General features: G+C 56.8%; 1 pseudogene. It reads right to left on the bottom strand.

The features are described from left to right. Positions 1-211: 211 nt before the first annotated feature. Positions 212-317: pseudogene (locus EN852_RS38080) on the bottom strand (DUF2459 domain-containing protein); the annotation flags it as partial.

The following is a 317-nucleotide window of genomic DNA, read 5'->3' as shown; positions in this document are numbered from 1 at the left end:
TCTTTGCCCGGGTATGATGGATAATGGCCAAGGTGATCCGATACAAAATAGATCCCGCAAATCCGCCTCCGCTGACTGATGCTCAACGAACGGAGATTGCTGCGCTTAAGGCGCGTCCAGACCACGATGTCGACACAAGCGACATTCCAGAATCGCTCTACCGAATCGGTACTTCAACCCGATCTTGTAGCTCCGCGACAGGCAGAACCAGCTAGTCATACAACCCCATCGACCACCACAGCGACATTGGCAGCGGGTTCCACCAACCCGTGCGCAGGCCGGCAACCCTTAGTCCCGCCGCCGTCCACGTATTGCAG

Origin of the sequence: Mesorhizobium sp. M2E.F.Ca.ET.209.01.1.1 (assembly GCF_004010375.2) — a bacterium.
Taxonomy (GTDB): Bacteria; Pseudomonadota; Alphaproteobacteria; order Rhizobiales; family Rhizobiaceae; genus Mesorhizobium.
This window is presented reverse-complemented; position numbering and strand designations above follow the sequence as displayed.